The 26,882-nt window shown below is 60.5% G+C and carries 25 protein-coding genes and 1 pseudogene; 12 read left to right on the forward strand and 14 right to left on the reverse strand.

The window, feature by feature from the left end; translation table 11 throughout:
- Positions 1-2,010, forward strand: a complete 2,010-nt coding sequence (gene rep, locus HU722_RS00005; RefSeq protein WP_049710948.1) for a DNA helicase Rep — start codon at positions 1-3, stop codon at positions 2,008-2,010.
- 58 nt (positions 2,011-2,068) lie between these two features.
- Positions 2,069-2,641, forward strand: a complete 573-nt coding sequence (locus HU722_RS00010) for a xanthine phosphoribosyltransferase (RefSeq protein WP_003195447.1) — start codon at positions 2,069-2,071, stop codon at positions 2,639-2,641.
- Positions 2,642-2,769: 128 nt separating this feature from the next.
- Here HU722_RS00010 and HU722_RS00015 read toward each other — a convergent pair whose 3' ends face one another.
- The 6 genes from HU722_RS00015 to dadA all read right to left on the reverse strand — a co-directional run bounded on the left by HU722_RS00015 (position 2,770) and on the right by dadA (position 8,866).
- Complete coding sequence (locus tag HU722_RS00015) at positions 2,770-4,692, reverse strand: acetyl-CoA hydrolase/transferase C-terminal domain-containing protein (protein ID WP_065891319.1); 1,923 nt, start codon at positions 4,690-4,692, stop codon at positions 2,770-2,772.
- A gap of 137 nt (positions 4,693-4,829) precedes the next feature.
- Complete coding sequence (locus tag HU722_RS00020) at positions 4,830-5,240, reverse strand: c-type cytochrome (RefSeq protein ID WP_003195451.1); 411 nt, start codon at positions 5,238-5,240, stop codon at positions 4,830-4,832.
- 182 nt (positions 5,241-5,422) lie between these two features.
- Entirely contained in the window at positions 5,423-5,971 is a 549-nt protein-coding gene (locus HU722_RS00025) for a cupin domain-containing protein (protein ID WP_003176893.1), read from the reverse strand.
- A 116-nt stretch (positions 5,972-6,087) separates the two neighbouring features.
- Positions 6,088-7,161 (reverse strand): alanine racemase, encoded by a 1,074-nt coding sequence (gene alr, locus HU722_RS00030; protein WP_065875464.1) that lies wholly within the window; start codon positions 7,159-7,161, stop codon positions 6,088-6,090.
- 78 nt (positions 7,162-7,239) lie between these two features.
- Positions 7,240-7,593: a RidA family protein gene (locus tag HU722_RS00035; protein WP_065875465.1), complete on the reverse strand. Its 354-nt coding sequence runs from the start codon at positions 7,591-7,593 to the stop codon at positions 7,240-7,242.
- Complete coding sequence (gene dadA, locus HU722_RS00040; protein WP_065891318.1) at positions 7,565-8,866, reverse strand: D-amino acid dehydrogenase; 1,302 nt, start codon at positions 8,864-8,866, stop codon at positions 7,565-7,567. The genes HU722_RS00035 and dadA overlap by 29 nt, the downstream gene beginning before the upstream one ends.
- 156 nt (positions 8,867-9,022) lie before the next feature.
- On the opposite strand from dadA, the gene HU722_RS00045 reads away from it, so the two are divergent.
- Positions 9,023-9,511 (forward strand): Lrp/AsnC ligand binding domain-containing protein, encoded by a 489-nt coding sequence (locus HU722_RS00045; protein ID WP_003176896.1) that lies wholly within the window; start codon positions 9,023-9,025, stop codon positions 9,509-9,511.
- 117 nt (positions 9,512-9,628) lie between these two features.
- Here HU722_RS00045 and HU722_RS00050 read toward each other — a convergent pair whose 3' ends face one another.
- Entirely contained in the window at positions 9,629-9,982 is a 354-nt protein-coding gene (locus tag HU722_RS00050) for a YkgJ family cysteine cluster protein (protein ID WP_016975913.1), read from the reverse strand.
- Between the two features lie 114 nt (positions 9,983-10,096).
- On the opposite strand from HU722_RS00050, the gene HU722_RS00055 reads away from it, so the two are divergent.
- Entirely contained in the window at positions 10,097-11,389 is a 1,293-nt protein-coding gene (locus HU722_RS00055; protein ID WP_065891317.1) for an NAD(P)/FAD-dependent oxidoreductase, read from the forward strand.
- A 1-nt stretch (position 11,390) separates the two neighbouring features.
- On the opposite strand, the gene HU722_RS00060 is transcribed toward HU722_RS00055, so the two are convergent.
- The gene (locus HU722_RS00060) at positions 11,391-11,615 is read right to left on the reverse strand and encodes a DUF1127 domain-containing protein (protein ID WP_186754425.1); all 225 of its coding nucleotides are present in this window, start codon (positions 11,613-11,615) and stop codon (positions 11,391-11,393) included.
- A 167-nt stretch (positions 11,616-11,782) separates the two neighbouring features.
- Between HU722_RS00060 and HU722_RS00065 the strand changes: the two genes are divergently transcribed.
- Both HU722_RS00065 and HU722_RS00070 read left to right on the forward strand, forming a co-directional pair.
- Positions 11,783-13,207: an aminotransferase-like domain-containing protein gene (locus HU722_RS00065; protein ID WP_065875469.1), complete on the forward strand. Its 1,425-nt coding sequence runs from the start codon at positions 11,783-11,785 to the stop codon at positions 13,205-13,207.
- A 62-nt stretch (positions 13,208-13,269) separates the two neighbouring features.
- Positions 13,270-14,838 carry a phospholipase D family protein gene (locus HU722_RS00070; protein WP_065875470.1) on the forward strand — a complete coding sequence of 523 codons (1,569 nt, stop codon included), beginning with the start codon at positions 13,270-13,272 and terminating at the stop codon, positions 14,836-14,838.
- Between the two features lie 125 nt (positions 14,839-14,963).
- On the opposite strand, the gene HU722_RS00075 is transcribed toward HU722_RS00070, so the two are convergent.
- Positions 14,964-16,106, reverse strand: a complete 1,143-nt coding sequence (locus HU722_RS00075; protein ID WP_065875471.1) for an MFS transporter — start codon at positions 16,104-16,106, stop codon at positions 14,964-14,966.
- A gap of 180 nt (positions 16,107-16,286) precedes the next feature.
- Positions 16,287-17,780 carry an aldehyde dehydrogenase gene (locus tag HU722_RS00080; protein ID WP_065891316.1) on the reverse strand — a complete coding sequence of 498 codons (1,494 nt, stop codon included), beginning with the start codon at positions 17,778-17,780 and terminating at the stop codon, positions 16,287-16,289.
- A 230-nt stretch (positions 17,781-18,010) separates the two neighbouring features.
- On the opposite strand from HU722_RS00080, the gene HU722_RS00085 reads away from it, so the two are divergent.
- Positions 18,011-18,373: a cupin domain-containing protein gene (locus HU722_RS00085; protein ID WP_065891315.1), complete on the forward strand. Its 363-nt coding sequence runs from the start codon at positions 18,011-18,013 to the stop codon at positions 18,371-18,373.
- Between the two features lie 71 nt (positions 18,374-18,444).
- Here the strand turns inward: HU722_RS00085 and rpmG are convergent, their stop codons facing one another.
- The gene (rpmG, locus tag HU722_RS00090; protein WP_003176906.1) at positions 18,445-18,600 is read right to left on the reverse strand and encodes a 50S ribosomal protein L33; all 156 of its coding nucleotides are present in this window, start codon (positions 18,598-18,600) and stop codon (positions 18,445-18,447) included.
- An 11-nt stretch (positions 18,601-18,611) separates the two neighbouring features.
- Entirely contained in the window at positions 18,612-18,845 is a 234-nt protein-coding gene (gene rpmB, locus HU722_RS00095) for a 50S ribosomal protein L28 (RefSeq protein ID WP_003176907.1), read from the reverse strand.
- Between the two features lie 458 nt (positions 18,846-19,303).
- Here rpmB and HU722_RS00100 point away from each other — a divergent pair, with 458 nt between their 5' ends.
- Positions 19,304-20,896, forward strand: coding sequence for an ABC transporter substrate-binding protein (locus tag HU722_RS00100; RefSeq protein WP_065891314.1), 1,593 nt, complete (start codon positions 19,304-19,306; stop codon positions 20,894-20,896).
- Positions 20,897-20,923: 27 nt separating this feature from the next.
- On the opposite strand, the gene radC is transcribed toward HU722_RS00100, so the two are convergent.
- Positions 20,924-21,598, reverse strand: a complete 675-nt coding sequence (gene radC / locus HU722_RS00105; RefSeq protein ID WP_065875475.1) for a RadC family protein — start codon at positions 21,596-21,598, stop codon at positions 20,924-20,926.
- Positions 21,599-21,758: 160 nt separating this feature from the next.
- Here radC and coaBC point away from each other — a divergent pair, with 160 nt between their 5' ends.
- From coaBC to argB, 4 genes and pseudogenes are all read left to right on the forward strand, one after another.
- Positions 21,759-22,967 (forward strand): bifunctional phosphopantothenoylcysteine decarboxylase/phosphopantothenate--cysteine ligase CoaBC, encoded by a 1,209-nt coding sequence (gene coaBC, locus HU722_RS00110; protein WP_043048060.1) that lies wholly within the window; start codon positions 21,759-21,761, stop codon positions 22,965-22,967.
- 5 nt (positions 22,968-22,972) lie between these two features.
- Entirely contained in the window at positions 22,973-23,428 is a 456-nt protein-coding gene (dut, locus tag HU722_RS00115; protein ID WP_003213270.1) for a dUTP diphosphatase, read from the forward strand.
- A gap of 254 nt (positions 23,429-23,682) precedes the next feature.
- Positions 23,683-25,089: pseudogene (locus HU722_RS00120) on the forward strand (phosphomannomutase/phosphoglucomutase); the annotation flags it as partial.
- 19 nt (positions 25,090-25,108) lie between these two features.
- Entirely contained in the window at positions 25,109-26,014 is a 906-nt protein-coding gene (gene argB / locus HU722_RS00125; protein WP_017735763.1) for an acetylglutamate kinase, read from the forward strand.
- A gap of 168 nt (positions 26,015-26,182) precedes the next feature.
- Here the strand turns inward: argB and pyrE are convergent, their stop codons facing one another.
- Positions 26,183-26,827: an orotate phosphoribosyltransferase gene (gene pyrE / locus HU722_RS00130; RefSeq protein ID WP_003195489.1), complete on the reverse strand. Its 645-nt coding sequence runs from the start codon at positions 26,825-26,827 to the stop codon at positions 26,183-26,185.
- Positions 26,828-26,882: the final 55 nt, after the last annotated feature.

The raw sequence follows: 26,882 nt of genomic DNA on the forward strand, positions 1-26,882 counted from the left end.
ATGTCCCGACTCAATCCCCGGCAGCAAGAAGCCGTGAACTACGTCGGCGGCCCTCTATTGGTGCTCGCCGGTGCAGGCTCCGGCAAGACCAGCGTGATCACCCGCAAGATCGCGCACCTGATCCAGCAGTGCGGCATCCGCGCCCAGTACATCGTCGCCATGACCTTTACCAACAAGGCCGCGCGGGAAATGAAAGAACGTGTCGGCACCCTGCTCAAGGGTGGCGAAGGCCGCGGGCTCACCGTGTGTACGTTCCACAACCTGGGGCTGAACATTATCCGCAAGGAGCATGCACGTCTGGGCTACAAGCCAGGTTTCTCGATTTTCGACGAGACCGACGTGAAGTCGCTGATGACCGACATCATGCAAAAGGAATACGCAGGCGACGACGGTGTGGATGAGATCAAGAACATGATCGGCGCCTGGAAAAACGACCTGATCCTGCCCGCCCAGGCCCTGGAAAACGCACGCAACCCCAAGGAACAGACTGCCGCCATCGTCTACACCCACTACCAGCGCACGCTAAAGGCGTTCAACGCGGTGGACTTCGATGACCTGATCCTGCAGCCGGTCAAGCTGTTCGAGGAACACGCCGACGTCCTCGAAAAATGGCAGAACAAGGTGCGCTACCTGCTGGTGGACGAATACCAGGACACCAACGCCAGCCAGTATCTGCTGGTGAAGATGCTGATCGGCAAGCGCAACCAGTTCACCGTGGTCGGCGACGATGACCAGTCGATCTACGCCTGGCGTGGCGCCCGCCCGGAAAACCTGATGCTGCTCAAGGACGACTACCCGTCCCTGAAAGTGGTGATGCTGGAGCAAAATTACCGCTCCACCAGCCGCATCCTGCGCTGTGCCAACGTGCTGATCTCGAACAACCCCCACGAGTTTGAAAAACAACTGTGGAGCGAGATGGGCCACGGCGACGAGATCCGCGTGATCCGCTGCCGCAACGAAGACGCCGAAGCCGAGCGCGTGGCCGTCGAGTTACTGACCTTGCACCTGCGCACCGACCGCCCCTACAGCGACTTCGCGATCCTGTATCGCGGCAACTACCAGGCCAAGCTGATCGAGCTGAAGCTGCAGCACCACCAGATTCCGTATCGACTGTCGGGCGGCAATAGCTTTTTCGGACGTCAGGAAGTGAAAGACCTGATGGCCTACTTCCGTCTGATCGTGAACCCGGACGACGACAACGCGTTCCTGCGCGTGATCAACGTGCCGCGCCGGGAGATCGGCTCCACGACCCTGGAAAAACTCGGCAACTACGCCACGGAACGCAAGATCTCGATGTACGCCGCTACCGACGAAATCGGCTTGGGCGAACACTTGGACACGCGCTTCACCGACCGCCTGGCGCGCTTCAAGCGCTTCATGGACAAGGTGCGCGAGCAATGCGCCGGCGAAGACCCGATCAGCGCCCTGCGCAGCATGGTCATGGACATTGACTATGAAAACTGGCTGCGCACCAACAGTTCCAGCGACAAGGCCGCGGATTACCGCATGGGCAACGTCTGGTTCCTGATTGAAGCGTTGAAGAACACCCTGGAAAAAGACGAAGACGGCGAGATGACCGTCGAGGATGCCATCGGCAAGCTGGTGCTGCGCGACATGCTCGAGCGCCAGCAAGAAGAGGAAGACGGCGCCGAAGGTGTGCAGATGATGACCTTGCATGCATCCAAGGGCCTGGAATTCCCCTATGTGTTCATCATGGGCATGGAAGAGGAAATCCTCCCGCACCGCTCCAGCATCGAAGCCGACACCATCGAAGAAGAGCGCCGCTTGGCCTACGTGGGCATTACCCGCGCGCGTCAGACCCTGGCCTTCACCTTTGCAGCCAAGCGCAAGCAGTACGGCGAAATCATCGATTGCGCGCCCAGCCGGTTCCTGGATGAACTGCCGCCGGACGACCTGGCCTGGGAAGGCAATGACGACACCCCGACCGAGGTGAAGGCCGTTCGCGGCAACACCGCCTTGGCGGATATACGCGCGATGTTAAAGCGCTAGAATCGACTACTTTTTAATCTACTTTCGGCGCGCACCGCGCCATTAGAGGAAGCTTTCCGTGGAAGCACTGCACAAGAAAATTCGCGAAGAAGGCATCGTGCTTTCCGATCAGGTACTCAAGGTCGACGCCTTTTTGAACCACCAGATCGACCCGGCACTGATGAAACTGATCGGCGATGAATTCGCCGCGCTGTTCAAGGATTCGGGCATCACCAAGATTGTCACCATCGAAGCCTCTGGCATCGCACCGGCGATCATGACCGGTCTGAACCTGGGTGTACCGGTGATCTTCGCGCGCAAGCAGCAATCGTTGACCCTGACGGAAAACCTGCTGTCGGCGACGGTGTACTCGTTCACCAAGAAAACCGAAAGCACCGTAGCCATCTCGCCACGTCACCTGACCAGCAGCGACCGCGTGCTGGTGATCGATGACTTTTTGGCCAATGGCAAAGCGTCCCAGGCGCTGATTTCGATCATCAAGCAGGCGGGCGCGACCGTTGCCGGCTTGGGGATTGTGATCGAGAAGTCGTTCCAGGGCGGCCGCGCGGAGCTGGATGCGCAGGGTTATCGGGTGGAGTCGCTGGCGCGTGTGAAATCGCTGGCCGGTGGCGTGGTCACCTTCATCGAATAACTTGATAACACCGCAATTAAATGTGGGAGCTGGCTTGCCTGCGATGATGGCCTGTCAGTCGACATCTTTGTCGCCTGACACGCCATCATCGCAGGCAAACCAGCTCCCACATTTGGTCTGGATGTTCGTTAGTGCCCGGTGGCCTGGAGGCCGGCGAGTAATAACCGCTGATACAGATCCTCTTTCAGCCCCTCCGGCTTATCCAACCGCATCCGCTTCAAATGCTCCGGATAAGCCTCCGGTTCAGGCGCATCCAACGCCGCCTTGCCTAACTCCAGCATCTCCGTCAGCTTGAATTTGCTCTTGAGCCAGTTCAGCGCCCGCAACAAATCTCGTTCCTCATCGGTGAAATCACTGCCCAGTGGATATTCCGGAAACAACCGACGATGGCGCGCTTGAATCGCCTGTAGCCGCTCGGGCGTGTTATCGGCAAAGCGCGGATCCAGCTGGAAATCCTTGGGCAACTTGCCGGCTTTTTGCGCCTGTTCGATCAAATCGTCCTGGAAGCGTGAGTCAGTAATGTTAAGCAATGCCTCGATAACCCGGGCATCCGTCTGCCCACGTAAATCGGCGATCCCATACTCGGTGATGACAATATCCCGCAGGTGCCGGGGAATCGTGCAATGCCCATAGTCCCAAACGATATTGGAACTGACCTCCCCCGCTGACTCGCGCCAGCTGCGCAGGATCAGGATCGAACGCGCGCCTTCCAGTGCATGGCCCTGGGCCACGAAGTTGTACTGCCCGCCCACACCGCTGAGCACGCGACCGTCTTCCAACTGGTCGGCTACACCCGCGCCAAGCAACGTGACGATAATCGCGCTGTTGATAAACCGCGCATCCCGGCGTTGCAGGCGCTTGAGTTCTTCCTGGCCGTACAGCTCGTTGATGTAGCTGATGCGAGTCATGTTGAATTCGAGGCGCTTGGCGTGGGTCATTTCCTGCAGGCGCTGGTAAAAACTTCTCGGGCCGAGGAAGAAACCACCGTGGATCGAGATGCCATCAGGCTGCGCCGCATCGTCGAGCGTGCCGGCGTTGGCCTGCTCCTGGGTCGTTACATCCGGGTAAACCTTACGGCGAATAATCCCCGCGTCCGCCAGTACCAGCAGGCCGTTGACGAACATCTCGCTGCAACCATACAGGCCACGGGCAAACGGATCGACACCACCTTCCCGGCTGATCAAAGGCGCCCATTGATACACATCGATGTCGGTCAGCAGCAGCCGGTAGGCCTCGTTGTCGGCTTGGCGCGCCAGCAACGCAGCGGTCAGCGCATCGCCCATTGAGCCGATACCAATCTGCAAGGTGCCGCCATCGCGCACCAGGGTGCTGGCATGCAGGCCGATAAAGTGATCCTGGAAACCCACCGGCATATTCGGCGTGGAGAACAGCGTGGTGCTGTCTTTTTCATCGATCAGGTAGTCGAAGGCGTCCATACCCAACTCGGAATCGCCGGGCATGTAGGGCAAATCGCCATGGACTTGGCCAACGATCAGCACGGTTTCCCCCGCATCACGTCGCTTGGCGATCATCGGCAGCAGGTCGAGGGTGATGTCCGGGTTGCAGCTCAGGCTCAGGCGATCAGGGTGTTCGGCGCTGCTCGCAACCAATTGCGCCACCAAGTTCAGGCCGGCGGCGTTGATGTCGCGGGCAGCGTGGCTGTAGTTGCTGCTGACATAGTCCTGCTGCGCCGACTCGCTGTGGAGCAAGCTGCCGGGCTGCATGAAGAACTGCTGCACGTGGATATTTTTTGGAAGACTGTCTTTATGCAGGTCAGCGAGGAAATCCAGCTCGGGGTAATCGCCAAACACTCGTTCGATAAAGGGTTCGAGAAAGCGTTTCTGCAGGCCATCGCCCATCGTCGGCCGGCCAAGACTTAGGGCGGTATAGATCGTCAGCGCCCGATCCGGCAATTTAGCGATGCGCCGGTACAGCGCGTTAGCAAACAGGTTGGGCTTGCCCAGGCCAAGCGGCATGCCCATGTGGATATGCGCCGGCAAGCGCGCCAGTACGTCATCAACTGCTTGCTCGATTGAACACAACTGCACCATCCGACCCTCCTGAACATTCCGTGATTAGGGGTTGGACAGAGAGTGGCGGGTCTTTGCTGCAAAGAACAGTGGTGAAACACAATTTGCGGGCACAAAAAAGCCGCTCGTAAGCGGCTGTTTTGGCGAAGATCGGCTGATTAGAGGCCGGACATCTTCTTGATGGCGCCTTTAAGGTCATCATCCGAGCAGTCAGCGCAAGTACCCTTAGGTGGCATGGCATTGATACCGGTGATCGCCTTGGCCAGAATGCCGTCGAGGCCGCCCTGGTGGTCGGCTCGCTCTTTCCAGGCGGCGGTATCACCGATTTTTGGCGCGCCCAGCAGGCCGGTGCTGTGACATGCGTTGCAGTGTTTGGCGATGATTTCGTCGGGGGTTTTCGCCCCACCGCCACCCGCTGCCACGGCGACTTCCATTCCCTTGCATTCCTGACCCTGAACACACACCTGGCCGACAGGCTCCAGGCGCTTGGCAATGTCATCATTGGTCGCAGCTTGAGCGCTGACAGCCCATAGGGCCAGTACGGTTGCTGGTGCAGCCAGCATTTTCATAATTAGGTTCACGCGTTCACCCTCAATGGTGGCTATTCACGCCTGCGGCCACGGTTTCGCAGGCGGCGAAAGTATAACGGTTAGCCCGCCTGGCCGAAACAACCCTATTAAACAAAGGGAGATTCAGCTTCACGGAATACTGCTACGGGAACCTCTGCAATGCTGGCAGGGCGCCTCTATTCTTAAAAGTTCGCGGGTGTGGCTGCGCTGATTAGTCGCGCCGGCACATCGAACGGGTTGCGAAAACGATGGGGCTTGGTGCTTTCAAAGTAGTAGCTATCGCCAGCTTCGAGCACAAAAGTTTCAAGACCGACCACCAACTCCAGGCGACCTTCCACCAGAATCCCGGTTTCTTCGCCTTCGTGGGTGAGCATTTCTTCGCCCGTGTCGGCGCCCGGCGGGTAGATTTCGTTGAGAAACGCAATCGCCCGACTGGGGTGAGCCCGGCCGACCAGTTTCATGGTGACGGCGCCGTCAGAGATGTCGATCAGCTCATTGGCTTTATAGACGATCTGCGTCGGTATTTCCTGGAGGATCTCCTCGGAAAAGAACTCGACCATGGACATGGGGATGCCGCCCAGCACCTTGCGCAAGGAGCTGATCGAGGGGCTGACGCTGTTTTTTTCGATCATCGAAATGGTGCTGTTGGTGACACCCGCGCGCTTGGCGAGCTCACGCTGGGAAAGACCCTTCAGTTTACGGATGGATTGCAGTCGTTCGCCGACGTCCAATGCAGGTGCCTCCTAGGATTCAGGCTTTGTTGTAATTGAGCGTTATCATGGCGACAGCGTTCAGTATTTACAACACTTGGGCCTAAATCCCGGACGGTTGTGTTCGTGCCTGACGATCAGGCCCCGGAATAGAGCCTTGGCACGCGGCGCAGATTGCAGAACAGCTGATAGGGAATGGTTTCGGCGGCAACCGCCACATCACTGGCCAGGATGTTTTTGCCCCACAACTCCACTGTAGAACCTAGCCCGGCCTGCGGTACGTCCGTCAGGTCGATACACAGCATGTCCATCGACACGCGGCCCAGCAATTGGCTGCGCTGCCCGGCCACCAGCACCGGGGTTCCCGTCGGCGCGTGACGCGGGTAGCCATCCGCATAACCCATGGCAACCACACCAATGCGCATCGGCTTGGGCGTGATGAACTTCGCGCCGTAGCCCACCGGCTCACCGGCCGGCAATTCCCGTACACAGATCACCTTGGATTCCAGCGTCATCACCGGCTGCAAACGCGCCGCCACCGCCTGGTCTTCACCAAACGGCGTGGCGCCGTAAAGCATGATGCCGGGGCGAACCCAGTCGCTGGACACAGTCGGCCAGCCCATGACCGACGGTGAGTTGCGTAGGCTGACCTCGGCCGACAAGCCCTGGCGCGCTGCTTCAAACACCTCAACTTGTTCATCACTGCGCACGCAGTCGAGTTCATCGGCGCGGGCAAAGTGACTCATCAGTACGATTTTGGCCACTTTGCCGCTGGCCAGCAGGCGCTGATAAGCCTCGTGATAATCCTTGGGGTGCAGGCCAACGCGGTGCATGCCGGAGTCGAGTTTGAGCCAGATGGTCAGCGGCTTGGTCAGCCTGGCCTGTTCAATGGCTTCCAGTTGCCATAGCGAATGCACCACGCACCAGAAATCATGCTCGATGATCAGCGGCAGCTCGTCGGCTTCGAAAAAGCCTTCCAGCAGCAGCACTGGCGCACGAATCCCGGCGGCGCGCAGCTCCAACGCTTCCTCGATGCATGCCACGGCAAATCCATCAGCCTCGGCTTCCAACGCCTGTGCCACGCGCACGGCACCATGGCCGTAGGCATCGGCCTTGATCACGGCAAGGGCCTTGGCCCCCGTGACTTCACGGGCCAGTTTGTAATTGTGACGCAGGGCTTGGAGGTCGATCAGGGCACGGGCTGGACGCATGGCGGCAGGCTTCTAGGCGGCAGAGTGAAGAAAAACCGGTACCGACAGACAGCGTCGGCACCGGGAGAGGGATCTTGCTTAAGGCAGGGCCGCCACGACGGACAGCTCCACCAGGATTTCCGGTTCACACAGCTTGGCTTCAACCGTGGCACGGGCCGGGGCAACGCCCTTGGGCAGCCACTTGTCCCACACCGCGTTCATGCCGGCGAAATCGGCGTCGATGTCTTTCAAGTAAATCGTCACCGACAACAGCTTGGTCTTGTCGGTGCCGGCCAGGCCCAGCAAACGCTCGATATTGGCCAGGGTTTCACGGGTTTGCTGTTCAATCCCGGCGGTCATGTCGTCGCCGACTTGCCCGGCCAGATACACGGTACCGCCGTGGACAACGATCTGGCTCATGCGCTCATTGGTGAGCTGGCGCTGGATTGACATGTCGTGCGGACTCCTGGTGGTTGCCATAACGGGAAATATCGAGGCCTTCGGCGCTGATCTGTGGGGTTTTCTTGGCCATCAGGTCAGCCAGCAAGCGGCCGGAGCCACACGCCATGGTCCAACCGAGCGTGCCGTGACCGGTATTCAGGAACAGGTTCTTGAACGGGGTGGCACCGACAATCGGCGTGCCGTCGGGCGTGGTCGGGCGCAGGCCGGTCCAAAACGAAGCTTGGGTCAAATCGCCGCCCTGAGGATAAAGGTCGTTGACGATCATCTCCAGGGTTTCGCGCCGACGCGGGTTAAGCGACAGGTCAAAACCGGCTATTTCAGCCATGCCGCCGACGCGGATGCGGTTATCGAAACGGGTAATCGCGACCTTGTAGGTCTCGTCGAGAATGGTCGACGTCGGCGCCATCGCCGGGTTCGTGATCGGTACGGTCAGCGAGTAACCCTTGAGCGGGTAGACCGGCGCCTTGATCCCCAGCGGCTTGAGCAATTTCGGCGAGTAGCTGCCGAGGGCCAGCACGTAGCGGTCGGCAGTTTCCAGCTTGCCATCGATCCACACGCCGTTGATGCGGTCACCGGCGTAGTCGAGCCGCTGGATATCCTGCTCGAAGCGGAACTCCACACCCAGTTGCGTGCACATATCGGCCAGGCGCGTGGTGAACATTTGGCAGTCGCCGGTTTGGTCATTCGGAAGGCGCAAGGCACCGGCGAGGATATCCGTGACGCTGGCCAGGGCCGGTTCAACGCGGGCGATGCCGGCGCGGTCGAGCAGTTCGAACGGCACGCCGGACTCTTTCAACACGGCGATGTCTTTGGCGGCACCGTCGAGTTGTGCCTGGGTGCGGAACAGTTGGGTAGTACCGAGGCTGCGGCCTTCGTAGGCAATGCCGGTTTCAGCGCGTAGCTCGTCGAGGCAGTCGCGGCTGTATTCGGACAGGCGGACCATACGCTCCTTGTTCACCGCATAACGGCTGGCGGTGCAGTTGCGCAGCATCTGCGCCATCCACAGGTATTGGTCGATATCGGCGGTGGCCTTGATCGCCAGCGGTGCGTGGCGTTGCAGCAGCCATTTGATGGCCTTGAGCGGCACGCCCGGCGCGGCCCACGGCGATGCATAGCCTGGGGACACCTGGCCGGCGTTGGCGAAACTGGTTTCCATGGCGGCGGCAGGTTGACGGTCAACGACTACGACGTCAAAGCCGGCCCGCGCCAAATAGTAGGCACTGGTCACACCAATCACGCCGCTACCCAAGACCAGAACGCGCATTTTTATATCCTCATCGCGGGCATGGCCGCTGACGTGTGTTATTCGAGCAATGATGAGCGCAGTGTAAAAAACAATTGCCAGTGCATTTCACTATATAACTGCCTATATTTGGCGACAATTCTCGGCAAAAACCCTTTTCACAGAGGCGTATCCCCTATGCGTACCAACACCCAGACCAAGCGGGAGCTGGACAAGATCGACCGCAACATCCTGCGCATCCTGCAAACCGACGGACGTATTTCGTTCACGGAATTGGGGGAGAAGGTCGGGCTGTCGACCACGCCCTGTACCGAGCGAGTGCGCCGTCTGGAGCGTGAAGGGATCATCATGGGCTACAACGCGCGGCTCAATCCCCAGCATTTGAAAGGCAGTTTGCTGGTATTTGTCGAGATCAGCCTCGATTACAAATCCGGCGACACCTTCGAGGAATTCCGCCGCGCCGTGCTGAAACTGCCGCACGTGCTGGAGTGCCATTTGGTATCTGGAGACTTTGACTATCTGGTGAAAGCGCGGATCTCCGAGATGGCGTCGTACCGCAAACTGCTCGGCGATATCCTGCTCAAGTTGCCCCATGTGCGGGAGTCCAAGAGCTATATCGTGATGGAAGAAGTGAAGGAGAGCCTGAACCTTCCGATCCCGGACTGACTGACACAACACCGTCAACTGTGTCAGCTGGCTTGCCCGCGATAGCGGTGTATCAATCGGCACATGCGGGCCTGGCACACCGCTATCGCAGGCAAGCCAGCTCCCACATTAACCGAGTCAGACCAGCACTTGCCGCGTGCTCGCCATGTATTCGTGGATCTGCTTTTCCACCCGCGGGTGAATCAGCTCCACCGGCCGCCGCCCGTTAGGGCACGGCAAAGTCTTGGTAGTGCCGAACAGCCGACAGATCAACGGCCGCTCGTCGTACACCGTGCACCCGTTGGGCCCCAGGTGCACGCAGTTCAGCTCATCCATGGCCGCGTCCTGCTCGGCAGCAGTCTTGCGCGGCAGGCGCGACATTTCCTCGGGCGAAGTGGTCACCGGCCCACAGCAATCGTGGCAACCGGGGACGCACTCGAACGAAGGTATCTGCCGACGCAGCGCGCTGATTTTCTGACTGTTGCAACTCATCGAAACATTTACCGAACGGCGACTAAGTATGGATTCTGCCGTAAAACGCCCTGCGCAGACAGCTTCGTCCGACCGCTGTATCCTGCGTCAAATTTTCCAAACAGGGATGCTCCCATGACCGCCAGCGCCCGGCACACCGCCTCTTACTACGCCGCCAGCAGCGTGCCGCAACCGGATTACCCCGTGTTGGCAGGCGAAGTCACTGCCGATGTGTGCGTGGTCGGCGGCGGTTTTTCCGGGCTGAACACGGCGCTGGAGCTGGCCGAGCGCGGGTTCAGCGTAGTGCTGTTGGAGGCGCGCAAGATCGCCTGGGGCGCCAGCGGACGTAACGGTGGCCAGTTGATTCGTGGCGTCGGCCATGGCCTGGACCAGTTCGCCAATGTGATCGGCACCGATGGTGTGCGCCAAATGAAGCTGATGGGCCTGGAAGCCGTGGAGATCGTGCGTGAGCGCGTCGAACGTTTTCAGATCCCCTGCGACCTGACCTGGGGTTACTGCGACCTCGCCAACAAACCCCGAGACCTCAAAGGCCTGGCGGACGACGCCGAAGAACTGCGCAGCCTCGGTTATCGCCATGAGGTGCGCCTGCTGCAAGCAGACCAGATGAGCAGCGTGATCGGCTCCGAGCGCTACGTGGGCGGCATGATCGACATGGGCTCGGGCCACTTGCATCCGCTCAACCTGGCCCTCGGCGAAGCCGCCGCCGCGCAGCAATTGGGCGTGAAGCTGTTCGAGCAGTCCCAGGTCACGCGCATCGACTACGGCCCCGAGGTCAACGTACACACCGCCCAGGGCAACGTGCGCGCCAAGACCTTGGTGCTGGCGTGCAACGCCTACCTCAATGGCCTCAACCCGCACCTGAGCGGCAAGGTGTTGCCCGCCGGCAGTTACATCATCGCCACCGAGCCGTTAAGCGAAGCTCAGGCCAGCAAACTGCTGCCTCGGAATATGGCGGTGTGTGACCAGCGGGTAACGGTGGATTACTTCCGACTGTCCGCCGACCGCCGCCTGTTGTTCGGCGGTGCCTGCCACTATTCCGGCCGTGATCCCCAGGACATCGGCGCCTATATGCGCCCGAAAATGTTGCAGGTATTCCCGCAGTTGGCCGATGTAAAAATCGACTATCAATGGGGCGGCATGATCGGCATCGGCGCCAACCGCCTGCCCCAGATTGGCCGGCTCGCGGAGCAGCCCAACGTGTATTACGCCCAGGCCTACGCCGGCCATGGGCTCAACGCCACGCACCTGGCGGGCAAGCTGCTCGCTGAAGCCATCAGCGGCCAGCAACAGGGCCGCTTCGACCTGTTCGCCCAGGTGCCGCACATGACGTTCCCTGGCGGCAAGCACCTGCGCTCGCCACTGTTGGCGCTGGGGATGCTCTGGCACCGCTTCAAAGAGCTGGTGTGAATCAGCTGCGCCAGAAAGGTTTCAACCCTTCCTGGCGCGTCTGTTCAGCGCTCAGCCCGACGTCGCGCAATTGCTCACGGGTCAAGTGCAGCAAAGCCTTGCGCGTTTGACGGCGGTGCCAGAACAGGTTCCAGCGGCTGACGTTGCGCGGCGCCGTCGCCCGCTCCTGCCCAGCCTCCAGTTCCTGGCTGTGTAACGCCAGCCGCACATCGCTCATACCGTTCATTTTGCTGCCCCTCATTTGCGTTGTCGCCTTGAGTGACAAGCATGAGTGCGCAGCACAAACCAATACAGATTCAACCTGCTTATATTAAATCCATACAGACACTGCCTATTGGCGCCTGAATCCTGTATTTTCGCCCAATCTGTACTGGTCCCCGGGGAGCGACCACCATGACCCTTTATGTGAACCTCGCCGAATTATTGGGCACGCGCATCGAACAAGGCTTCTATCGCCCCGGTGATCGCTTGCCGTCTGTGCGGGCCTTGAGTGTGGAACATGGGGTCAGCCTGAGCACCGTGCAGCAGGCCTATCGATTGCTGGAAGATAACGGCCTCGCTATGCCCAAGCCGAAATCCGGCTATTTCGTACCGGTCGGCCGCGAGCTGCCAGCCCTGCCCGAAATTGGTCGACCGGCCCAACGACCGGTAGAGATATCCCAGTGGGACCAAGTGCTGGAGCTGATTCGCGCGGTGCCGCGCAAAGATGTCATACAGATGGGGCGCGGCATGCCAGATGTGCTGTCCCCCACCCTGAAACCTTTGCTGCGCAGCCTCGCCCGCGTGAGCCGCCGCCAGGACCTGCCCGGCCTGTATTACGACAACATCCTCGGCTGTATGGAGCTGCGCGAGCAAATTGCGCGACTGTCATTGGATTCCGGCTGCCAGTTGACCGCCGAGGACATCGTGATCACCACCGGTTGCCATGAGGCGCTGTCCGCCAGCATCCATGCCATTTGCGAGCCTGGCGACATCGTCGCAGTGGATTCGCCGAGCTTTCACGGCGCCATGCAGACCCTCAAGGGCCTGGGCATGAAAGCCTTGGAAATCCCTACTGACCCGATCACCGGCATCAGCCTCGAAGCGCTGGAACTGGCGCTGGAACAGTGGCCGATCAAGGTCATCCAGCTGACCCCCAACTGCAACAACCCCCTGGGCTACATCATGCCGGAGGCGCGCAAGCGGGCACTACTCACCCTGGCCCAGCGCTTTGACGTGGCAATCATTGAGGACGATGTGTACGGCGAATTGGCCTATAGCTACCCGCGCCCGCGCACCATCAAGTCCTTCGACGAAGACGGCCGTGTACTGCTGTGCAGCTCGTTCTCGAAAACCCTGGCGCCCGGTTTGCGCATTGGTTGGGTGGCTCCCGGTCGATACTTGGAGCGCGTGCTGCACATGAAATACATCAGCACGGGTTCCACGGCGACACAACCGCAGATCGCCATTGCCGAATTCCTGAAAAACGGGCACTTCGAGCCGCATTTGCGGCGGATGCGCACCCAATACCAGCGTAATCGCGACTTGATACTCGATTGGGTCAGCCGCTATTTTCCGACAGGCACCCGCGCCAGCCGGCCCCAGGGCAGCTTCATGCTATGGGTCGAGCTGCCGGAGGGCTTTGATACCTTGAAGCTCAACCGCGTGCTGATGGAGCAAGGCGTCCAGATTGCCGTAGGCAGCATTTTTTCTGCATCGGGCAAGTACCGGAACTGCCTACGCATGAACTACGCTGCCAAGCCTACGCCGCAGATTGAAGAAGCTGTGCGCAAGGTGGGGGCTGCCGCGAGCAAAATGCTGGCCGAGGCAGCCGACTGACCTTTCGCAGAAAATCGCCGTCATATGCCGACAACCGCCCTGATCTGGAAGCAACTCCCTTGATGATGCAACGGCTATTACCGTTTTTCCTGTTGGGAGCCCTGGCTCTGGGCGGCTGCGCCACGGCGCCTGCACCGCGTATCCCGAGCGATGCCCTGCCCGCGGCGCAGTCGTCGTTCGGCCGCTCTATCCAGGCCCAGGCCGCGCCGTATCAAGGGCGCTCGGGTTTTCGCCTGCTGCCCAACAGCAGCGAGGCCTTCATGGCCCGCGCCGAACTGATCCGCAACGCCCAGACCAGCCTGGACCTGCAGTACTACATCGTGCACGACGGCATCAGCACGCGCATGCTGGTGGACGAACTGCTCAAGGCCGCCGACCGTGGCGTGCGCGTGCGCATCCTGCTGGACGACACCACCAGCGACGGCCTCGACCAGATCATCGCCACGCTCGCCGCCCACCCCAAAATCGAAATCCGCCTGTTCAACCCCCTGCACCTGGGGCGCAGCACCGGCGTGACGCGCGCCATGGGCCGCTTGTTCAACCTGTCACTGCAGCATCGGCGCATGCACAACAAGCTATGGCTGGCGGACAACAGCGTGGCCATCGTCGGCGGACGCAACCTGGGGGATGAGTATTTCGATGCAGAGCCCAACCTGAACTTCACCGATATCGACATGCTCAGCGTGGGCCCGGTAGCCGAGCAGCTTGGACACAGTTTCGACCAGTACTGGAACAGCGCCCTGAGCAAGCCCATCGACAACTTCGTTTCCAATACACCTTCCAAAGGCGACCTCGCCGACGCGCGCGCGTACCTGGAAGCATCGCTGGCCGAATCGCGCCAGCAGAACCATGCACTCTACAACCGCTTGCGCACCTACCAGACCCAACCGCGCATGGACATCTGGCGCCGCGAACTGATCTGGGCCTGGAACCAGGCGCTGTGGGACGCACCAAGCAAGGTGCTGTCCAAAGCCGACCCAGACCCTCGGTTGCTGCTCACCACTCAACTGGCACCGGAACTGGAAGGGGTCAGCCATGAGCTGATGATGATCTCGGCGTATTTCGTGCCGGGGCAACCGGGGCTGGTGTACCTGACCGGGCGCGCCGATGCGGGGGTGTCGGTCAGCCTGCTGACCAACTCCCTGGAAGCCACTGACGTGCCGGCTGTACACGGCGGTTATGCGCCCTATCGCAAGGCGCTGCTGGAACACGGCGTGAAGCTCTACGAACTGCGCCGTCAACCCGGTGACCCCAGCGCAGGCAGCGGGCCGCATCTGTTCCGGCGCGGCACCTTCCGCGGCTCGGACTCCAGCCTGCACAGCAAGGCGATGATCTTTGACCGGCAGAAATCGTTTATCGGCTCGTTCAACTTCGACCCACGCTCAGTGCTGTGGAATACCGAAGTCGGCGTGCTGGTCGACAGCCCCGAGCTGGCGGAGCACGTGCGCAACCTAGCGCTGCAAGGCATGGCACCGGCCTTGAGCTATGAGGCGAAATTGCAGGATGGCCAAATAGTGTGGGTGACCGAGGATAACGGCCAACTGCACACCCTGACCCGCGAGCCGGGCAGTTGGTGGCGACGGTTCAATGCGTGGTTTGCAACGTCAGTTGGCTTGGAACGCATGCTCTAGAGCCAGAGGAGATCAACTGTGGGAGCTGGCTTGCCTGCGATGGCGGAGTGCCAGGCAACGGATAAACTGCTGACCCACCGCTATCGCAGGCAAGCCAGCCCCCACATATTGATCGCATTTCAGGGTCAGGCCGGTTGCGCCACGCCGAACGCGCCTTGGCGCAGCAACAGCACCACCAATCCCAACGCACCGGCTGCCATTAGCAGCGGCAGTGCATGCCCGCTGATCCACTGGCTGCCCGCCCCTGCCACCAAAGGGCCGATCAGGCAACCGATGCCCCACAGTTGCGCCACGTGGGCATTGGCGCGCACCAGGGCATCGTCGCGATAACGCTCGCCGATCAGGATCAGCGACAGGGTAAACAAGCCTCCAGCACTCGCGCCGAACAACACCCAGATCGGCCAGATCAACGACGTATGCATCAACAACGGAATCGCCAGGCTCGACGCAAGCAACAGCACCGCACAACTCAGGAACAGCGTGCGCCGAGGCAGGTAGTCGGCCAGTGCACCAATGGGCAACTGCAGCAACGCATCGCCGACCACCACCGTACTGACCATGGCCAAGGCGATTTCGGCGGTAAAGCCTTGTTGCAGGCAGTAAATCGGCAACAACGTCAGAATCATCGCCTCGAACGCAGCGAATAACGCCACCGCCCACGCAATCGCCGGCAGGCTCAGACAGAAACGCCACAAGTCAGCGAAGGTCACGCTGAAGGACTCGGCAGTCGGTGCGCCGGAGCGTCCCAGCAACAGCAACGGCGCCACCACCAACAGACCGACGCCGACCCAGAAACCGTAGTCATGGTCGGTGCCGATCAAGCCCAGCAACAATGGGCCAGACAGTTGGCTCAGGGCATACGTGCAGCCATACAGTGCCACCAGACGGCCGCGCCATTGCTCCACCACCAACTGGTTGATCCAGCTTTCGCCCAGGATAAATACGATGGTCAGGATCACCCCGATCATCAGGCGTAGCACCAGCCACACCGGGTAGCTGGGCAGGATCGCCAACAAGCCGATGGACACCGCGCCCGCCCACAAACACAGGCGCATGAGGTTGGCGGTTCCGAGCCAGGAGGCCATGCGACTGGACACCTTCGCGCCGAGCAGCACACCGAAGGCCGGCATCGCCGCCATCACGCCGATGGCAAAACTGCCATAACCCCAGCTTTCCAGGCGCAGGGACACCAGCGGCATACTGACGCCCAGCGCCAGGCCGACACTGAGCACCGAGGCCAAGACGGCGAAATAGGTCGCCCAACGCATGTCCACGCTCCTGTGGATAATTCTTAAGGTCATACAAAACAGTGTGGGAGCTGAGTTTGTGTAGAAGCTGGCTTGCCTGCGATCGCATCACCTCGGTATGACTGACATACCGAGGTGTCTGCATCGCAGGCAAGCCAGCTCCCACACAAGCCCGCTCCCACATTTGGACTGCGGTGTTGCTTAGAGCTTGATCCAGGTCGACTTCAGCTCGGTGTACTTGTCGAACGCATGCAGCGATTTGTCGCGACCATTGCCCGACTGCTTGAAGCCACCAAACGGCGCGGTCATGTCGCCGCCATCGTATTGGTTGACCCACACGCTACCGGCACGCAGGGCTTTGGCGGTCAGGTGCGCCTTGGAGATGTCTGCCGTCCACACCGCGGCAGCCAGGCCGTAGACGGTATCGTTGGCGATCTTGATCGCTTCTTCTGCGCTGTCGAAGGTGATCACCGACAGCACTGGGCCAAAGATCTCTTCCTGGGCGATCTTCATCGCGTTGGTCACGCCGTCGAAAATCGTCGGCTCGACGTACGTGCCGCCCGTCTCTTCCAGGGTGCGCTTGCCGCCAGCTACCAACTTGGCGCCATCGGCATGGCCGGCTTCGATGTACGAAAGCACGGTGTTCATTTGCTGGGTATCCACCAGCGCGCCCACGTTAGTGGCTGGGTCCAGCGGGTTGCCGGGCTTCCAGCCCTTGAGGGCTTCGATCACCAGCGGCAGGAAAGTGTCCTTGATCGAACGCTCCACCAGCAGACGCGAACCCGCGGTGCACACTTCGCCCTGGTTGAACGCAATGGCGCCAGCGGCAGATTCGGCGGCCGCTTGCAGGTCCGGCGCATCGGCGAACACGATGTTCGGGCTCTTGCCGCCCGCTTCCAGCCACACGCGCTTCATGTTCGATTCACCGGAGCGAATCAACAGTTGCTTGGCGATTTTGGTCGAACCGGTGAACACCAGGGTGTCGACGTCCATGTGCAGCGCCAGCGCATTGCCCACGGTGTGGCCGTAACCCGGCAGCACGTTGAACACGCCTTTTGGAATACCGGCTTCAACGGCCAGGGCCGCGATACGGATGGCGGTCAGCGGGGACTTTTCGGACGGCTTGAGGATTACCGAGTTACCGGTGGACAGCGCCGGGCCGAGCTTCCAGCAGGCCATCATCAGCGGGAAGTTCCACGGCACGATAGCGCCCACCACGCCGACAGGCTCGCGGGTCACCAGACCCAGTTGGTCGTGCGGGGTGGCGGCAACTTCGTCGTAGATCTTGTCGATGGCCTCGCCGCTCCAACTCAGGGCATTCGCCGCGCCGGGTACGTCGATGTTCAGGGAGTCGCTGATCGGCTTGCCCATGTCCAGGGTTTCAAGCAGCGCCAGCTCCTCGGCATTGGCCTTGAGCAACGAAGCGAAACGGATCATGGTGGCTTTGCGTTTGGCCGGTGCCAGGCGCGACCACACACCGGAATTGAACGTGGCGCGGGCGTTTTCCACGGCGCGCTGGGCATCGGCGACGTCGCAGCTGGCAACGGTGGTCAGCAGGCGGCCATCGACCGGGCTGATGCATTCGAAGGTGTCACCGGAAACGGCAGCGGTGTACTCGCCATTGATGTAGGCGCGGCCTTCGATCTTCAGATCCTTGGCGCGTTGTTCCCAGTCGGCACGGGTCAGGGTGGTCATGCGAGTGTCCTCCTCTTATTGAACACGAGGGCCAGGCGATGTCCCCCGGCAGCCTCAAAGAATGCTTGCCCCGCCAGCCATCTGTTCGGCTCAAGGCAGCTGCCACCCTAAACCAGCGGCTGGGGGTGTTTCAATATATTTGACATAACGCCAGTAAACGCCCTTGCGATGTTCATTTTAATAAACATAGACTTTGGGCTCTCCAACCGCAGGCCAGACGGGAACCGCACATGAGCATCCAGGACATCGTCGACTTCAGCCAAGCCAAGACCGCCGCCGAGCGCTACCGCCCTGCTGCCGAAAAAATCCTCAAGGGCGATCCCGAGCAAACGGTCTACAACCACTACAACAGCCCGTGCGGCCAAATGAGCGCCGGGGTCTGGGAAGGTGAGGTCGGGCACTGGAAGGTCAACTACAGCGAGCATGAGTACTGCGAGATTGTGCAGGGCGTGTCCGTCCTGCGTGATGCCGACGGCAACGCCAAGACCTTGCGCGCCGGTGACCGCTTCGTGATCCCGGCCGGTTTCAGCGGCTCCTGGGAAGTGCTGGAGCCGTGCCGCAAGATCTACGTAGTGTTTGAACAGAAAGCCTGATCAGCAAATTGCAGGCAAAAAAAAGCCCGAATCGTGAGAGACGGGCTTTTTTTCACATTGAAGAAAACCAATTACTTGATTTTGCCTTCTTTGTAGATCACGTGCTTGCGAACGCGCGGGTCGAACATTTTCTTTTCGAGCTTGTCCGGGGTAGTACGCTTGTTCTTGTCGGTAGTGTAGAAGTGACCAGTACCGGCGCTAGAGATCATTCGAATCAATTCACGCATGATATAGCTCCTTAAATCTTGCCAGCGGCACGAATTTCGGCCAGCACGACAGTGATGCCACGCTTGTCGATGATACGCATGCCTTTAGCAGATACGCGCAGACGGACAAAACGTTTCTCTTCTTCAACCCAGAAGCGGTGATGCTGCAGGTTTGGCAGGAAACGACGACGGGTTTTGTTATTTGCGTGGGAAATGTTATTCCCAGTCACCGGACCCTTACCGGTAACTTGACATACTCTCGACATGCCTCAGCCCTCTAAAACCACATGCCCAACCCGGCATGGGTTGGCCGCTTAATCTCTCAGTCATTTGGCGCCAGGCGCCGCGTTTCTTTAGGGTCTTACCGGCTACACCTACAAGCGAAGGAACCGGGCCCCTAGAAAAGAGCGCTGCTTTATACCAGAAAGACCCTAGTGCAACAACAGCCCGTGTGTTTTTACCGGCGTAAATCTCGGCGGCAAACGCCTGAACCGTTGCTAATAGGGGCCGCAGTAACAATCGACCACTCGTCGCACAGAATGATTTACAGCGCCCGCGCGCGCAGTGAAGCGCACGGCGGAACGCGCTGAGGCGCCATCAAAACAGCATTTCAGGCAAAAGCACAGGCAAAAATGGGCTAGTCATTTATCTGTCAGACCTCTACGGTAGGACTTTTCCAGACTGCACTCGCAGATGGGCCTTCGATCTGCAAAGGAAACCGAACATGCGCCTCGCTGCCCTACCGCTATTGCTTGCCCCTCTATTTATCGCTCCGGCGGCTGTTGCTGCCACCAATCTGAGCGTTTGCACCGAGGCCAGCCCCGAAGGGTTCGATGTGGTGCAATACAACTCATTGACCACCACCAATGCTTCAGCCGACGTGCTGATGAACCGCCTGGTGGACTACGACGCGGCCAGCGGCAAGCTGGTGCCAAGCCTGGCAGACAGCTGGGAAGTCTCGCCGGATGGCCTGACCTATACCTTCAAGCTGCACCCGGATGTGAAGTTTCATCGCACCGAATACTTCACCCCAAGCCGTACCCTGACCGCGGAAGACGTGCGCTTCAGCTTCGAACGCATGCTCGACCCGGCCAACCCGTGGCACAAGATCGCCCAGAGCGGTTTCCCCCATGCGCAGTCGCTGCAGTTGCCCGCACTGGTCAAGAAGATCGACGCTCTTGACCCGCTGACCGTGCGCTTTACCCTCGATCACGCCGACTCCACCTTCCTCGCCGCCCTGAGCATGGGCTTTGCCTCGATCTACCCGGCCGAATACGCCGACAAACTGCTCAAGGCCGGCACGCCGGAGAAGCTCAACAGCCAGCCCATCGGCACCGGGCCGTTCATCTTCAGCCGCTTCCAGAAAGATGCCGTGGTGCGCTACAAGGCCAACCCGGACTACTTCGCCGGCAAACCGGCTGTGGATAACTTGATCTTCGCGATCACGCCGGACGCCAACGTGCGCCTGCAGAAATTGCACCGCAATGAATGCCAGATTGCCCTTTCGCCCAAGCCGCTGGACGTGGGCGAGGCCGAAAAGGACCCGGCGCTCAAGGTGGAGAAAACCGCCGCCTTCATGACCGCCTTCGTGGCCATTAACAGCCAGCACCCGCCCCTGGACAAGCCCGAAGTACGCCAGGCGATCAACCTGGCCTTCGACAAGGGCAGTTACCTCAAGGCCGTGTTTGAAGGCACTGCCGAAGCCGCGAACGGACCTTTCCCGCCCAACACCTGGAGCTACGCCAAAGAGCTGCCCGGTTATCCACAGGACCTCGCCAAGGCCAAGGGGCTGCTGGACCGTGCCGGGCTCAAGGATGGTTTCAAGACCACTATCTGGACCCGCCCCACCGGCAGCCTGCTGAACCCCAACCCGAACCTCGGCGCACAACTGCTGCAGGCTGACCTGGCCAAGGTCGGCATCCAGGCCGAGATCCGCGCGATCGAATGGGGCGAGTTGATTCGCCGCGCCAAAGCCGGCGAGCACGACTTGCTGTTCATGGGCTGGGCCGGCGACAACGGCGACCCGGATAACTTCCTTACCCCGCAGTTCTCCTGTGCGGCAGTCAAATCCGGCACCAATTTCGCCCGCTACTGCGACCCCGCCCTGGACAAGCTGATCAGCGCCGGCAAGACCACCAGCGAGCAGGGAGTACGCAGCAAGCTGTATCAGCAGGCCCAGGCGCAGATCCAGCAGCAAGCGTTGTGGCTGCCGCTGGCGCACCCTACGGCATTTGCCCTGACCCGCAAGAATGTCGAGGGCTATCAGGTGAGCCCGTTCGGGCGCCAGGATTTCTCCAAGGTCAGCGTCAAGCCCTGACAACCAAGCCCGCCCCCATGGGCGGGCTTACATCCACCCGTATTCCGCCATCGACAACGGATCGCCATCGCCCACAATGATGTGATCCAGTACCCGCACGTCCACTACTTCCAAGGCCTTTTGCAGCAACTTGGTCAATTTTCGATCAGCCGCACTGGGCTCTGCGCTGCCGGAAGGATGGTTGTGGCACAGGATCAAGGCCGCCGCGTTATACGCCAGGGCGCGCTTGACCACTTGCCGGGGGTAAACCATCGCCGCGTCAATGGTGCCCTGGGATAACGCTTCGAAACCCAGCACCCTGTGTTTTGAGTCGAGAAACAGGCAACCGAAGATCTCGTGAGGCTCATGGCGCAGCAAAGCCTTCAGGTAATCACGCACGGCTACCGGGCTTTCCAGCACCGAATCCTTACGCAGGCGCTCGGCCATATGTCGCCGGGACATTTCCAGCACTGCCTGCAACTGGGCAAATTTCGCCGGCCCAAGGCCCAATTGCTGGTTGAACAGCACCTGGCTGGCCTCCAACAATGGGCGCAAGCCACCGAATTGCGCCAACAGATGGCGCGCCAAGTCCACCGCGCTCCTGCCAGCGACCCCGGTACGCAGGAAGATCGCCAGCAGCTCGGCATCCGACAGGCTCGCCGCGCCCCATTCCAAAAGCTTCTCTCGCGGCCGCTCTGCTGCTGGCCAATCGCGAATACTCATCCCGCCTCCCTTTCCCTATGCGTCCTATGCGCCACGTGCACCGCTGTTGCCTCGCGGACGCTGTGTTATCGTAGGCCCTCTTTTTTGCCGCGATTTCCCCTGGGGAGGGGGCATCGCAGGCGCCACTGAACTGGCATCACTGAACTGGAAAGGCAAACCAATGCAGCGTCTGTATCGGAAACGCATCGTTCTCGGCGTTGGCGGCGGCATTGCCGCCTACAAGAGCGCAGAGCTGGTCCGCAGGCTCCTGGACCAAGGCGCCGAAGTGCGCGTGGTCATGACTCGCGGCGGCAGTGAGTTCATCACGCCGTTGACCATGCAGGCCTTGTCCGGGCACCCGGTTCACCTGGATCTGCTGGACCCGGCGGCCGAAGCCGCCATGGGCCATATCGAGCTGGCCAAATGGGCCGACCTGGTGCTGATCGCCCCGGCCACCGCCGACCTGATCGCCCGCCTGGCCCAAGGCATCGCCGATGACCTGCTGACCACCCTGGTACTGGCCACCGACGCCACCGTCGCCATCGCCCCGGCCATGAACCAGGCCATGTGGCGCGACCCGGCCACCCAGGCCAACACCCAACTCCTGCAAAGCCGTGGCCTCAAGGTATTCGGCCCGGCGTCCGGCAGCCAGGCCTGCGGCGACGTCGGCATGGGTCGCATGCTTGAAGCCACCGACCTGGCCCAGTGCGCCGCCGAGTGCTTCCAGCACTTGGCACTCACTGGCAAGCATGTGCTGATCACGGCTGGCCCAACCCAGGAAAACATCGACCCGGTGCGCTACATCACCAACCATAGCTCAGGAAAAATGGGCTTTGCGCTGGCCGAAGCGGCGGTCGAGGCAGGCGCACGCGTTACCTTGATCACCGGCCCGGTGCATTTGCCGACCCCGGATCGGGTCACGCGAATCGACGTAGTCAGCGCCCGCGACATGCTCGCGGCCTGTGAGGCGGCCATTCCGTGCGACCTGTTTATCGCCTCGGCAGCGGTTGCGGACTACCGCCCGGAAGTCGTCGCCCCGCAAAAGCTCAAGAAAGACCCTACGAGCGGTGACGGCCTGCTCCTGCAAATGGTGCGCAACCCGGACATTCTGGCCACCATCGCCACGCGCCCGGACCGTCCGTTCAGTGTCGGCTTCGCCGCCGAGACCGAGCATTTGCTGGACTACGCAGCACGCAAATTGAAAGACAAAAACCTCGACCTGATCGTTGCCAATGATGTCGCCAACCCGAGCATCGGCTTCAACAGCGAGGAAAACGCCTGCAGCGTGATCGACCGCGAGCTGCACGCCACCCTTTTCGCCCAGACCAGCAAAGGCAAGATTGCCCGCCAACTGATCTCTTTTATCGCCCAACGGCTGAACCAGGTTTAATGTCCATGCACGCTTTGCAAGCCAAGATCCTCGACCCACGCATCGGCAACGAATTCCCGCTGCCAGCCTATGCCACCCCGGGCTCCGCCGGCCTCGACCTGCGCGCCATGCTCAAGCAAGACACAGTGCTTGAGCCGGGCCAGACCATTCTGATTCCCACGGGCCTGTCGATCTACGTCGGCGACCCTGGCCTCGCTGCGCTGATCTTGCCGCGCTCCGGCCTGGGTCATAAACACGGCATCGTGCTGGGCAACCTGGTGGGCCTGATCGACTCGGACTATCAGGGCGAGCTGATGGTGTCATGCTGGAACCGTGGCCAGACCGCGTTCAACATCGCCGTCGGCGAGCGCATTGCCCAGTTGGTACTGGTGCCGGTCGTACAGGCACATTTCGAACTGGTAGAGGAATTCGACGAAACCCAGCGCGGCGCGGGCGGGTTCGGGCATTCCGGCAGCCACTGACTAAGCTGAATCTGGCCGGGCGCCGTTGCCCGGCCCGACGCCACCGCTGGGCTTTCAGGACGAAGAATGCGCGGATTTTATCAGCGAGATTTCTCCATAGAAATCAACGCATTACGCAGACAACAAGTCGGGGCCAGCACTCCGATGGCATTTTTGCACAACGAACTCTCTGCCGAAAACACCGTCATACCCTTCAGTTTGAGCCTGCCGGTCAGTCACATTAAGGCCAGCCTTGCCCCCTTCAGATGGAGTTTCCCCCCGCGATGAGTACCGCAGCCCGCGTAGCCCCGACATTCCCCGACAGCATCTTTCGCGCCTATGACATTCGTGGCGTGGTGCCCAAGACCCTGACTGCCGAAACGGCCTACTGGATTGGTCGCGCCATCGGCTCCCAGAGCCTGGCCCAGGGCGAGCCCAACGTCTCGGTTGGCCGTGACGGTCGCCTGTCCGGCCCGGAGCTGGTGGAACAACTGATCCAGGGCCTGGCCGACAGCGGTTGCCATGTCAGCGACGTGGGCCTGGTGCCGACGCCTGCGCTGTACTACGCAGCCAACGTACTGGCCGGCAAGTCCGGGGTGATGCTCACCGGCAGCCATAACCCGTCGGACTACAACGGCTTCAAGATCGTCATCGCTGGCGACACCCTGGCCAACGAACAGATCCAGGCCCTGCACAACCGCCTGAAGACCAACGATCTGACCAGCGGCCAGGGCACCGTCACCAAAGTCGACATCCTGCAACGCTACTCTGATGAAATCACCCGTGACGTCAAACTCGCGCGCCGCCTGAAAGTGGTGGTGGACTGTGGCAACGGCGCGGCCGGCGTGATCGCGCCGCAGCTGCTCGAAGCCCTGAACTGCGAAGTGATCCCATTGTTCTGCGACGTTGACGGCAACTTTCCGAACCATCACCCGGACCCGGGCAAGCCTGAAAACCTGGTGGACCTGATCGCCAAGGTCAAGGAAACCGGGGCTGATGTGGGCTTGGCCTTCGACGGCGACGGCGATCGCGTAGGCGTGGTGACCGAAACCGGTGAAATCGTGTTCCCGGATCGCCTGCTGATGCTGTTCGCCCGCGACGTGGTCGCGCGCAACCCCAACGCCGAGATCATCTTCGACGTGAAGTGCACCCGCCGCCTCACGCCGCTGATCAAGGAATATGGCGGTCGCCCGCTAATGTGGAAGACCGGTCACTCGTTGATCAAAAAGAAAATGAAGGAAACCGGCGCGCTGTTGGCCGGCGAAATGAGCGGCCATGTGTTCTTCAAGGAACGCTGGTTTGGGTTTGACGATGGGATTTACAGTGCCGCACGCCTGCTGGAGATCCTCAGCAAGGAAAAATCCACGGCCGAAGAGCTGTTTCAGACCTTCCCGAATGATATTTCTACGCCAGAGATCAATATCCATGTGACCGAGGAGAGCAAATTCAGCATCATTGACGCACTGCACGATGCGCAATGGGGCGAAGGCGCCAACCTGACCACCATTGATGGTGTGCGAGTCGATTACGCCAAAGGCTGGGGCCTGGTTCGCGCGTCCAACACCACACCGGTGCTGGTCCTGCGTTTCGAGGCGGATACCGAGGCTGAGTTGCAGCGCATCAAGGACGTGTTCCACGCCCAGTTGAAACGTGTTGCCCCTGATCTCCAATTACCGTTCTGATTTTTAACCGGAGCCCTGAATGACCCTCGAACGCGAAGCCGCTGCCAACACTGCCAAGGTCCTTTCCGAAGCGTTGCCTTACATCCGACGCTACGTCGGCAAGACGCTGGTGATTAAGTACGGCGGCAATGCCATGGAAAGCGAAGAGCTGAAAACCGGCTTTGCCCGCGACATCGTGTTGATGAAAGCCGTGGGGATCAACCCGGTGGTAGTCCACGGTGGCGGCCCGCAAATCGGCGATCTGCTCAAGCGCTTGTCGATCGAGAGTCACTTCATCGATGGCATGCGCGTCACTGACGCGCAAACCATGGACGTGGTGGAGATGGTCCTCGGCGGCCAGGTCAACAAGGACATCGTCAACCTGATCAACCGCCACGGCGGCAGCGCCATCGGCCTGACCGGCAAGGACGCAGAGCTGATCCGCGCAAAAAAACTGACGGTGACCCGCCAGACGCCAGAGATGACCCAGCCGGAAATCATCGACATCGGCCAAGTGGGTGAAGTCATCGGCATCAACACCGACCTGCTGAACCTGCTGGTGAAAGGTGACTTCATCCCGGTGATCGCGCCGATCGGCGTGGGTGCAAACGGCGAGTCCTACAACATCAACGCCGACCTGGTGGCCGGCAAGGTGGCTGAAGCGCTGAAGGCTGAAAAGCTGATGCTGCTGACCAACATCGCCGGCCTGATGGACAAGGAAGGCAAGGTGTTGACCGGCCTGACCACTCAACAAGTGGACGAGTTGATCGCCGACGGCACCATCTACGGCGGCATGCTGCCTAAAATCCGTTGCGCGCTGGAAGCGGTGCAAGGCGGTGTGGGCAGCTCGTTGATCCTGGATGGCCGGGTACCGAATGCGATCCTGCTGGAAATCTTCACCGACACGGGTGTGGGCACGCTGATCAGTAACCGCAAGCGTCCGTAGCTGCAAACAAAAAGGCCCCCGCTTAACTCAATTGAGCGGGGGCCTTCGTGTTTGTACGCGGTCCCACTGTGGGAGCTGGCTTGCCTGCGATGGCGGCGACACATTCAACAATTCTATTGCCTGATACACTGCTATCGCGGGCAAGCCCGCTCCCACAGGAGATCTGTGTCAGACGCCGAATTGTTCGCGGTACGCACGCACAGCCGGCAGGTGTTGCTTGAGCTGCGGATCATCTTCCAGGAACTGCAGCACCTGGTTCAACGACACGATGCTCACCACCGGAATACCGAAGTCGCGCTCCACTTCCTGGATCGCCGACAATTCACCGTTGCCACGTTCCTGGCGGTTCAGCGCGATCAGCACGCCGGCGGCCTTGGCGCCGTCCTGGGACGCGATGATCTGCATCACTTCGCGGATAGCAGTACCGGCCGTGATCACGTCATCGATGATCAACACATCGCCAGTCAGCGGCGCGCCCACCAGGCTACCGCCTTCGCCATGGGCCTTGGCCTCTTTGCGGTTGAAGCACCACGGCAGGTCCTGCCCGTGATGTTCAGCCAGGGCCACGGCAGTTGCAGCCGCCAGGGGAATGCCTTTGTAGGCCGGGCCGAACAAAACGTCGAAGGAAATACCGCTTTCGACGATGGCTGCCGCGTAGAAACGACCCAGCTGAGCCAGGGCCGAACCCGAGTTGAACAAGCCCGCATTGAAAAAGTACGGGCTGGTGCGCCCGGACTTGAGAGTGAACTCACCGAAGCGCAAAACGCCGCGATCGATGGCAAAACGAATGAAATCGCGTTGATACGCCTGCATGAAAAAAGCCTCAGATACCACGGATTTAGCTAATTAGGTAGACGGCGTGTATCAT

This window comes from Pseudomonas tritici, assembly GCF_014268275.3.
Lineage (GTDB): Bacteria > Pseudomonadota > Gammaproteobacteria > Pseudomonadales > Pseudomonadaceae > Aquipseudomonas > Aquipseudomonas tritici.